This is a genomic window from Pseudomonas sp. QC2, from assembly GCF_002859085.1.
In the GTDB taxonomy this organism is placed as follows: domain Bacteria; phylum Pseudomonadota; class Gammaproteobacteria; order Pseudomonadales; family Pseudomonadaceae; genus Aquipseudomonas; species Aquipseudomonas petroselini.
Window position 1 is genome coordinate 1 of record NZ_PKKS01000015.1, and the last position, 9,812, is coordinate 9,812.

Consider the following 9,812-nt stretch of genomic DNA (forward strand, 5'->3'; position numbering starts at 1 on the left):
CTTGCCCCGCGCTGGGCTGCGAAGCAGCCCCAACACTAGCCGTGATGTTCACCTGAAAAAATGCGCTGACTGGATCAGGGCTGCTTCGCACCCCAGCGCGGGGCAAGCCCGCTCACCACAAGCGCTTCCGAAACCTCAATAGGAGGTCAGTCCTTGAGTGCTTTCAGGTGCTTGTAGATCGTCTGCCGCTCCACAACCTAGCCGTGATGTTTGTCTGAAAAAATGCGCTGACTGGATCAGGGCTGCTTCGCACCCCAGCGCGGGGCAAGCCCGCTCACCACAAAAGCTTCCGAAACCACAATGGCAGGTCAGCCCTTGAGTTGCTTCAGGTGCTTATAGGCTGTCGCCCGCCCCATGCCCAGCTAGAGCTGTTGTAGTGAGCGGGCTTGCCCCGCGCTGGGCTGCGAAGCAGCCCCAACACCTAGCAGTGATTAACCGCCGGTGTATCGAAACCCGCCTGACAATTTCTCCTTCAAATAGCTGACCAATGCACTCACTGACTTCGGCACATGGGGCGAGTAAGGGCGGATCAGGTAGATCTCATCGGCAAACGCGCCTTTTAGCGTCCAGTCGTTGAGCACCTGCACCAGCGTGCCGCTGGCCAGGGCAGCATGGGCGCTGAAGTCCGGGAGCAGGGCGATGCCCAGGTGGTTGAGCGCCGAGTCGCGCAAGGCCTCGCTGTTATTGGTGGCGAAGCTGCCGGCGATGGGCACGGTGAGGCGCTCGACGTTTTTGCTGCCGCGTTCGAAGGTCCAGGCGGGCTGGTCGGTGCCGCGTGGGTAGAACAGGCAGTTGTGGGCCGATAAGTCGCCGGGCTCGCGTGGCTCGCCGTGGCGTTGCAGGTAGTCCCGAGTGGCGACCAGCACCGAGCCGGTGTCGCACAGTTTCCAGGCCACATGGGTTTCCGGGACCTGGAAGCCGTGGCGCACGGCCAGGTCATAGCCCTCGGCGGCCAATGAACTCAGGGCGTCCGACACGTCGAGTTGAATACGCACCTGCGGGTACTGTTGCAAGAACTCCGACAGGTGCGGCACCAGTTGCTGACGGGCGAACGCCACGGGTGCGGTGAGGCGCACCAGCCCGCGAATCTCCCCGGCCGAGTCGCGCACCGACGAGAAGCTGCGGGCGATCTGTTCATAGGCGCTGCGCACCTCTCGCGTCAACGACAGCCCCGCATCGGTCAGCCGCACACTGCGCGTTGTTCGCGTCACCAGCCGTGTGCCGGTGGCTTTTTCCAGGTCGGAAATACGCTGGCTGACGGCCGACTTGCTCACGCCAAGGCGCGCGGCAGCGGCGGTGTAGGTGCCTTGTTCCTGCAGCACGGAGAGCCAGTGGATATGGGTCCACAGGCCTTCTATCTCGGATTTTTCCATGGGTCTATTGTTCGCGTCTATGGACAATAAGTTCTGGATTCTGCTCTGGTTTGGAACAAACTGAAAGTCTATCGTGTGTCCCAACGCTACCCACCTGGGATCTACTGCCATGACAACGACAATCGAGCACTACATCAACGATCAGCGCGTGAGCCGCGATGATCGCTATCAGGACGTCTACAACCCGGCCACCGGCGAAAAAACCGGCCGTGTCGCCCTGGCCAGCCGCCAGACTGTTGCCGAAGCCGTCGCCGCTGCCCAGGACGCGTTCGCCGGTTGGGCCGACACGCCGCCGATCCGCCGCGCCCGTGTGTTGTTCGAATACCTGCACCTGCTGCGCGAGCGCAAGGACGACCTGGCGCGCATCATCGTCGCCGAACACGGCAAGGTCTTCACCGATGCCCAGGGCGAAGTCGACCGTGGCATCGACATCCTCGAATTTGCCTGCGGCATTCCTAACCTGCTCAAGGGCGAGCATTCCGATCAGGTCTCCCGTGGCATGGACAACTGGACGATGCGCCAGCCGCTGGGCGTGGTGGCCGGTGTTACGCCGTTCAACTTCCCGGTGATGGTACCGATGTGGATGTACCCGATCGCCATCGCGGCGGGCAACACCTTCATCCTCAAGCCAAGCCCGACTGACCCGAGCGCGTCGTTGTTCATGGCCGAACTGCTGCGTGAAGCCGGCTTGCCCAAAGGCGTGTTCAACGTGGTGCAGGGCGACAAGGAATCGGTGGACGCACTGATCGAACACCCGGACGTCAAGGCCGTGAGCTTTGTCGGCTCCACGCCGATTGCCCAGTACATCTACGAGACCGGCGCACGCAACGGTAAGCGCGTGCAAGGCCTGGGCGGCGCGAAAAACCACATGGTGGTGATGCCCGACGCCGATATCGAAAAAACCGTCGACGCCCTGATGGGCGCCGCCTACGGCAGCGCGGGCGAACGCTGCATGGCCATCTCGGTGGCGGTATTGGTGGGCGATGTGGGTGACACAGTCATCGCCGCCCTGACTGAGCGCGCCAAGCAATTGCGCATCACCGACGGTCGCGATTTGAAAGCCGAGATGGGCCCGATTGTTTCCCGTGCGGCGCTGGAGCGCATCAGCGGCTACATCGAACAAGGCGTGCAGGCCGGCGCGCAATTGCTGCTCGACGGACGTGACTACGTGCCCACCGAAGCGGGCCTGGAAAACGGTTTCTGGCTCGGCGCGACGTTGTTCGACCATGTGACCAAAGAGATGAGCATCTACCGCGAAGAAATCTTCGGCCCGGTGCTGGCCTGCGTGCGCGTGAATGACTTCGGCGAAGCGATCAAGCTGGTCAACGACCACGAATTCGGCAACGGCGTCAGTTGCTTCACCCGCGACGGCAACATCGCCCGCGAGTTTGCACGCCGGATCGAAGTGGGCATGGTCGGCATCAACGTACCGATTCCGGTGCCGATGGCGTGGCACGGGTTTGGTGGCTGGAAGAAGAGCCTGTTTGGCGACATGCATGCCTACGGCACTGAGGGCGTGCGCTTCTACACCAAGCAGAAATCGATCATGCAGCGCTGGTCGGAGAGCATCGAGCAGGGCGCGGAGTTTGCGATGCCTGTGTCCAAGTAACGGCCAAAAGAACACAGCAGGGCAAATGTGGGAGGGGGCAAGCCCCTCCCACATTTTTGTCTGCGTAAGGGTTGACGATCCAGTCAATCAAGAATACTGTACATAAACACAGTGTTTAAGCGCTGATCGACCAACACCCGGCAACCTCAGTCCTGCCAAACACTGTGTGCAAGTTAACGGATTAACTTGATGCACAGGCTCGTCTTACCGAGCCATTTTATTGATAGAGAGGGAACTCATGTCCTATCCAGAAAGCAAACTCACCGGTTTGATCGGTTTCGCCCAAGCGGCAAAAGTGACAGGTGGCTGGTCCGGCCCTGTGGTCAGTATCACCACACTCGATCAACTCAAGGCCAATATCGGCGACACCACCCCACGGGTACTGGTGATCAACAGTAATATCTCGGCGTCGAGCCTGACCAAAGTCAACATGGGCGCCAACAAGACCCTGATTGGCTCGTTCCAGAACCGCACCCTGGAGAATATTCACCTGCGTGCAACGGCGCAGTCGCAGAACATTATTCTGCAGAATCTTATCTTCAAGCATTCGGCAAGTATCAAGGCCAATGACGATATCCAGGTCTACTTGAACTACGGCAGCAAGTATTGGATTGACCATTGCTCTTTCGTCGGGCACAGCTGGTCCACCACTGATGGCAGTGAAGATAAACTGCTGTATATCGGTGAAAAGGCCGATTATGCCACCATCAGCAACTGCTTCTTTGGCAGCCACAAGTATGGCCTGATCTTCGGCCACCCGGCGGATGATAATAAAGCGGAGTTCAATGGTTACCCGCGCCTGACGCTGTGCCATAACCGCTTCGACAACATGGAAGTGCGTGCGCCTGGCTTGATGCGTTACGGTTATTTTCATGTGTACAACAACTACATTAATAACTTCCACCTCGGTTTTACCCTGGCACAAAACGCCAATATCCTTTCTGAAAGTAACTACTTTGGCGAAGGCAGCCAAAATAAAGGCATGTTGGACGACAAAGGCACTGGCACGTTCACCGATACCAACAGTGTCCCGCCGATCACCAACCAGAAGTCGCCTAAAGCGCAATGGACGGCCCTTTCCAACTATGGCTATACGTTGAAGACCGCCGCACAAGCCAAGGACTTTACCCAGAAGAATGCCGGCGCCCAGTCGGTAGCCCTGATCTTTGGTAGTTGATTAGCTAGCTTTCTACTTAACGATCATTTAATACGGGTGCCACTGTATTTATATCAAGGATATAAATACAGTGATGGCCTTTGTAATCTAAATAATTCTTCATGTTGCGACAGGCGGGCTTCCATGTTAAACCTTGTTTCGCACTTGCAGAGCCAACTATCTCTTGCTCTTTCAGCCACTCTTAAGTTGTTGGCTGTCATGTGCTATTTAATCTTCGCTTGTCACTTAAGCGTCAGCAAAAGGACATCATCATGAAACACGCGAATCACACACCCACTCGCTGGACACGGGCCGATGCGCTGAAAGTTAATGAGAATGACCCGACGACGACACAGCCGTTAGTGAGTCCTGACTTTCCTGTCATGAGTGACACGGTCTTTATCTGGGACACCATGCCCTTGCGTGAACTGGATGGCACGGTGGTATCGGTCAATGGCTGGTCAGTGATCTTCACCCTGACTGCCGACCGTCGTCCCCATGATCCACAATTCATCAACGCCGATGGCCGTTACGACATCAAGCGCGATTGGGAAGACCGCCATGGCCATGCGCGTATCTGCTACTGGTACTCGCGCACCGGCAAGGACTGGATCTTCGGCGGCCGTGTCATGGCCGAAGGCGTATCGCCGACCACGCGTGAATGGGCAGGCACACCGATCCTGCTGAATAACAACGGTGATATCGACCTGTACTACACCTGCGTCACACCGGGCGCCACCATTGCCAAAGTCAGGGGCCAAGTGGTTACGTCGGATACCGGCGTTACCCTGCAGGGCTTTGATCAGGTCAAATCGCTGTTTGATGCCGACGGCATCTATTACCAAACCGAAGCGCAAAATTCGACCTGGAACTTTCGCGATCCCAGCCCCTTTATCGATCCAAAAGATGGCAAGTTGTACATGGTGTTCGAAGGCAACGTTGCCGGCGAGCGCGGGACGCACGAAGTGGGCCCGAATGAAATTGGCCTGGTGCCGCCTGGGCATGAAGATGTCGGCGGTGCGCGTTATCAGGTCGGCTGTATCGGCATCGCGGTGGCCAAAGACCTCAACGGTGACGAGTGGGAGATTTTGCCGCCGCTGGTGACGGCCGTTGGCGTGAACGACCAGACCGAACGGCCGCACTATGTGTTCCAGGACAACAAGTACTACCTGTTCACCATCAGTCACAAGTTCACCTATGCAGATGGCGTGACGGGCCCGGATGGCGTTTATGGGTTCGTCAGTGATCAGCTGTTCGGCCCTTACACACTGATGAATGCCTCCGGTCTGGTGCTCGGCAATCCGCCTTCACAGCCCTTCCAGACGTACTCCCACTGCGTGATGCCCAATGGCCTGGTGACGTCGTTTATCGACAGCGTGCCCACCACCGGCGACGACTACCGTATCGGCGGCACCGAAGCGCCGACGGTCAGGATTGTGTTGAAGGGCGATCGTTCGTTTGTGCAGGAGGCTTATGACTACGGCTACATCCCGGCGATGCGCGATGTGGTGTTGAGCCAGTAATCGCAGTGCAAAACCCAGCCTGATTTCATCAGGTAGGTGGGAGGGGGCTTGCCCCCTCCCACTTTTTTTTGACCTGCAGCCTGTGTTCGATGCTCAAGTCCCAGCCCCCCAAGCCGATACAGGCACTAGCATCATGAGTGATCCCGGACTCGTAGGTGCACGCCTGGTCGTCGCTCAGGTCAACGAATAAAAATCAAAAGGGGTGGCCATGACCATATTGCAGCGTGTGATCGGCGGATTTGCGGTGTTGGTGCTGTTATTGCTGATCATGGCGGGGATCAGCTATCAGAACACGCAGTCCATCAGCAGTCGCTTGACCATTATCACCGGGCAGTCGGCACCTCTGAGCCGGGCCGCCAGTGAACTCTACGTGCATATCCTGCGCGCCAACCAGGCCTTGCTGGCCATTCAGATCAGCACCGACCCCAAGCAGATCGAGGACGGTAAGCGACCGTTTACCGAGAGCATCGCCCAGTTCAATCAGTTGCTCGACAGCACCGCTGCCTACACCGACGAGCATGAGGCACTGCGGGCGAACCTGGCGCAGCAGCGCCAACAGGTAGCGGCCTACGCCGAACAGGCACAGGCATTGATGACGTCCCACATGCAACATGTGCAGCAGTTGGCGCTGACGCGCAAACTGCAAGGCTACAGCAGTGCGCAGGCGATGCAGCTGACCAGCTACCTGCGGGATTACATCGCGCATGCGCGCAGTGTCGGTGAACCGCAACAGGTGGCCGCAGCGGAAAAACTACTGTTGGAAGTCAACAAATCCTACGATGGCTTCGCGGCCCACACCGTGACGCCCGCCATTGATAAATTACAGCGTGTGCTCAACCTGCAAGACGAAGTGATCAGCACCCGCGCGCAGGCGCTGACGGCGATTGACCCCAGGGTCGGGCGTATTGCCGGCGTCATGGTCAATCGCCTGCTGACTGACCTGACCGCCCCTGACGGCCTGTTCCAGGCTTATCAGGTGGAGGCCAAACTGGCCGCGCAGGTGCAGCAGCAACGCAATGCGGTTGAGGCGGCACTGAAAGCCACCCTGGACCGGATTGGCGAGTTTGGCAGCCAGTCCCTGGAGGTCGCTAACCAGGCCAGTCAGTCGGCCAATGCCACCATCGGCACCAGCCGCAGCTTGCTATTGATCGCGTGTGTGCTGGCGGTGCTGGCGGCGGTGTTGATTGGCACGTGGGTCGCCTTCAGCTTGCGGCGTCCGCTGGCGGCGTTTCGCGAAGTGCTCAAGACGCTCACTGCGGGGGACATGCGGGTCAGTTTCGATGTCAGCCGTAAAGACGAGTTCGGTGAGTTGGGCGGTTACCTGAACGAACTGACCACGGCCCTGCGCAAAACCTTCCGTGAATTGATCGGCTCTGCCGATGCGCTGGCCGTGACCGCCGGGAGCAACGCCTTGAACAGCGAGCAGACCACCCGTGTGGTGGATGAGCAGAAGGACCGCTTGCAATCGGCCGCCTCGGCCATGACGCAGATGGAAAGCACGGTGGAAGAGGTGGCCCGGCGCGCGCAGGACACCCGCCAGGCCGTGGACGACACCAGTGAGCTGACGCACAAGGTGCAGGCGCGCGTGGCCGAGACCATCGTCAATATCCGCCAGCAGGCCGACCAGGTGAACAAGGCCACGCAGGTGACCGATGAGTTGCAGAAGTACGGACAGAATATCGAGGGCATTGTTGTTGCCATTCGCACCATTGCCGAACAGACCAACTTGCTCGCCCTGAATGCGGCGATCGAAGCGGCCCGTGCCGGCGAGCAGGGACGCGGTTTTGCGGTCGTGGCCGATGAAGTGCGCTCCCTGGCCAGCCGTACCCAGACCTCCACCAGCGAAATCCAGGACATGATCGGGCTCATGCAGGAAAAGATTCACTCGGTGGTGCACGTGATGAACGAGAGCCAGGCGCAGTCCACCCAATGCGTGTCCCTGGCCTCGGGCGCTGGTGACTTGCTGCTGTCGATGAGCGACTCGGTCGACAGTATCCGCGACATGAATATTCAGATCGCCGCCGCCACCGAGGAGCAGAGCGCCACGGTGCAGGAAACCAGTCGGATGGTCATCCAGATCAACGATTCGGCCCAGCAGACGGCACAGGGCGCCGAGCAGTCGGCCATCAGCAGCCACGAGCTGTCGGACATGGCCAAAGTGCAGCGCGAGCTGCTCCATCATTTCAGCGTTTGAGCCGCGGGAGTCAGAACATGAAAACATGGTTAATGCTCGCCTTGGGGGCGACGCTGCTCATTCCGGGCCCCGCCCAGGCCGCCACGCCCTTGCTGGGTGTGGGCATGGCAAAGTACGACGATAACTTCCAGACCCTGCTGCGCAACGGGGTGCAGCAGCAGGCCGGCGTCATGAACGTCGACATCTTTATGGAAAACGGGCAGGACAGCGTCGATTTGCAGATGCGCCAGTTCCGCAACCTGGTCAACGCCAAGGTGGATGCGATCATCGTCGCGATGGTTGACGGCAAAAGTGCGGCGCAGATGATGCAGCTGGCCTCGGACGCCAAGATTCCGCTGGTATTCGTCAACCGCAATCCGAACCCGGAAAAGTGGCCGGCGCAGACCGCGTTTGTCGGCTCCAACGAGCTGGAGTCGGGGACGTTGCAGATGGAAGAGCTGGCGCGCCGTGCCGGTTACAAGGGCAACGTGGTGATCCTGGTCGGCGACCCGGCCAACGCATCCTCCTTGATGCGTACCGAGGACGTGGAGAAAGTCGTCGCCAAATACCCCGATATGAAAGTCGTACAGAAAAAAGTCGGCAACTGGGAACGTAGCCAGGCCGCCACGATTGTCATTGACTGGGTCAAGCAGGGCGTCGATTTTTCGATCATTGCGGCCAATAACGATGAAATGGCGATCGGCGCGATCATGGGGCTGGAAAAGGCCGGCAAGCAGGCCAAGGACTATTGGGTCGGCGGCATCGACGGCACCCCGGACGGTTTGAAATTGATGGCTGAGGGCAAGATGGCGGTCAGCGTGTTTCAGGATGCCGCCGGCCAGGCCGGTGGCGCAGTGGACACCGCGCTACGCCTGGTACGCGGCGAGGTGCTGGAGTCGACCGTGGTCTGGGTGCCGTTCAAGTTGATCACGCCTGAGAATCGACAGGCGTTTGAATAGGACTGACCCCCTCGATCCAACGTTGGAATGCAGTCAACTGTGGAAGGGGGGGCGATTCGACCTGCTCCCCGATAGCGGTGGGTCAGGTGAATGGATATTGACTGATCTGCCGCCATCGGGGGCAAGCCCCCTCCCACATTCCTAACCGCGTTCAGGCAGGAGTTTTGGTGCCGTTCAGGCACTCGATGGAGCGATCCACCGTGGTCTTGGCAATTTCCAGCAAATGCCACACCGCCAGGATTTTCGCCCGCTCGGGGCTTTGCAGCAGCTCGCCGCAGTCCAGGGCGGTGGCGGAGGCGCTGTCGAGCAAACTGGCGGTGTAGAGAAGGGCATCTTCGAAACTCAGGTCGTCGCTGACGCAGTGGAAGCCGTGGGTGGGCAGGTAGTGGTCGATGGCGCGGTTGAAGGCGGCGCGGCCTTTTGCGGGATCATGGGGTGGATCGGGTAGGACTTTGTTCATGGTGTCTTTCCTGTCTGAATACCAAGGAGCCGACACGCTTTGCGACTAAACGAAGGTGGCGGCTGTACGCAGGTTAGTCGACCGGTCAGAACAGGAACCCGGCGCGCCCGAGGGCGCCCTGCGCACAGCCACCATATAGCTTCATGGGAGACGTGCGCCTGTTCTGAATCCGGGCGACTAAACCCGATCACTGATGAGCAGTGACGGACCGCAGACTAGCCAGCGATTCCAACAGGCACAAGGCGGCGAGGATTGTCTAGGAAACGTCCTGCGATTAAAAGGGACCTGCCTTGCTGGCCCTTTACAAACCATGACCAAACGCCACTAACCCAACAATGGGACGCGATCAATGTGGGAGGGGCGGTGCGATGATTCCACTTGCTCCCCGATAGCGGTGGGTCAGGTAAATGGATATTGACTGATCTGCCGCCATCGGGGTGTAGAACCGTAGACATCGTTTACATCTGAAACCGGGGACATCGTTTACACATTTGAGGCTTGGACGCGGGTCATACCCCGTCCAAGCCTCCCCAAGGAATAATCACACAGGTACAAATCC

Annotated in this window: 7 protein-coding genes and 1 pseudogene; 6 read left to right on the forward strand and 2 right to left on the reverse strand. The window is 58.9% G+C overall.

What is annotated here, in order from left to right:
• Positions 1-431 precede the first annotated feature (431 nt).
• Complete coding sequence (locus QCBJ_RS14010; protein WP_102061065.1) at positions 432-1,373, reverse strand: LysR family transcriptional regulator; 942 nt, start codon at positions 1,371-1,373, stop codon at positions 432-434.
• Positions 1,374-1,482: 109 nt separating this feature from the next.
• On the opposite strand from QCBJ_RS14010, the gene QCBJ_RS14015 reads away from it, so the two are divergent.
• From QCBJ_RS14015 to QCBJ_RS14035, 6 genes and pseudogenes are all read left to right on the forward strand, one after another.
• The gene (locus QCBJ_RS14015) at positions 1,483-2,982 is read left to right on the forward strand and encodes a CoA-acylating methylmalonate-semialdehyde dehydrogenase (protein ID WP_046035388.1); all 1,500 of its coding nucleotides are present in this window, start codon (positions 1,483-1,485) and stop codon (positions 2,980-2,982) included.
• A gap of 238 nt (positions 2,983-3,220) precedes the next feature.
• A complete protein-coding gene (locus QCBJ_RS14020; protein ID WP_012723522.1) occupies positions 3,221-4,159 on the forward strand; it encodes a pectate lyase in 939 nt (312 codons plus the stop codon).
• A gap of 251 nt (positions 4,160-4,410) precedes the next feature.
• Positions 4,411-5,661, forward strand: a complete 1,251-nt coding sequence (locus QCBJ_RS14025; RefSeq protein ID WP_012723523.1) for a glycoside hydrolase family 68 protein — start codon at positions 4,411-4,413, stop codon at positions 5,659-5,661.
• Between the two features lie 916 nt (positions 5,662-6,577).
• Positions 6,578-6,997 (forward strand): annotated as a pseudogene (locus QCBJ_RS30735) (HAMP domain-containing protein); the annotation flags it as partial.
• A gap of 102 nt (positions 6,998-7,099) precedes the next feature.
• Entirely contained in the window at positions 7,100-7,855 is a 756-nt protein-coding gene (locus tag QCBJ_RS30740) for a methyl-accepting chemotaxis protein (RefSeq protein ID WP_370636462.1), read from the forward strand.
• A 17-nt stretch (positions 7,856-7,872) separates the two neighbouring features.
• Positions 7,873-8,793: a substrate-binding domain-containing protein gene (locus tag QCBJ_RS14035; protein WP_012723525.1), complete on the forward strand. Its 921-nt coding sequence runs from the start codon at positions 7,873-7,875 to the stop codon at positions 8,791-8,793.
• 151 nt (positions 8,794-8,944) lie between these two features.
• Here the strand turns inward: QCBJ_RS14035 and QCBJ_RS14040 are convergent, their stop codons facing one another.
• Positions 8,945-9,253, reverse strand: a complete 309-nt coding sequence (locus QCBJ_RS14040) for a DUF6124 family protein (RefSeq protein ID WP_012723526.1) — start codon at positions 9,251-9,253, stop codon at positions 8,945-8,947.
• Positions 9,254-9,812: the final 559 nt, after the last annotated feature.